1 protein-coding gene is annotated in these 263 nt (G+C 70.7%); it reads left to right on the top strand.

What is annotated here, in order from left to right; all coding sequences use genetic code 11:
* Positions 1 to 11 precede the first annotated feature (11 nt).
* Positions 12 to 263: ATP-binding cassette domain-containing protein (locus SB719_RS20815; RefSeq protein WP_412159839.1), on the top strand; the 252-nt coding region annotated here is incomplete at its 3' end.

The following is a 263-nucleotide window of genomic DNA, read 5'->3' as shown; positions in this document are numbered from 1 at the left end:
CTGGAGGTGCGATGACCGCCATTCTGGAACTGCGGGACGCCGGCTTCCGCTACCGACGTGCCCAGGCGCCGGCGCTCCACGGAGTGTCCTTCTCGATCGAGAGCGGACGCAGTGTCGGCCTCGTAGGCGAGTCCGGCGCAGGCAAGACGACGGCCCTGTCGCCCCTCCTCGGCCTGTCCCGTCCGACCAGCGGCGCCGTCCTGTTCGACAGCAAGCCCCTGGATGCGCGTGATCGGGAACAGGTCCGCCGGTTCCGCCGCAGC

Origin of the sequence: Pantoea sp. SIMBA_079, assembly GCF_046940275.1 — a bacterium.
Taxonomy (GTDB): Bacteria; Pseudomonadota; Gammaproteobacteria; order Enterobacterales; family Enterobacteriaceae; genus Pantoea; species Pantoea borealis.
The sequence above is the reverse complement of the archived record's forward strand: the minus strand, read 5'-3'. Positions and strand labels throughout refer to the sequence as shown.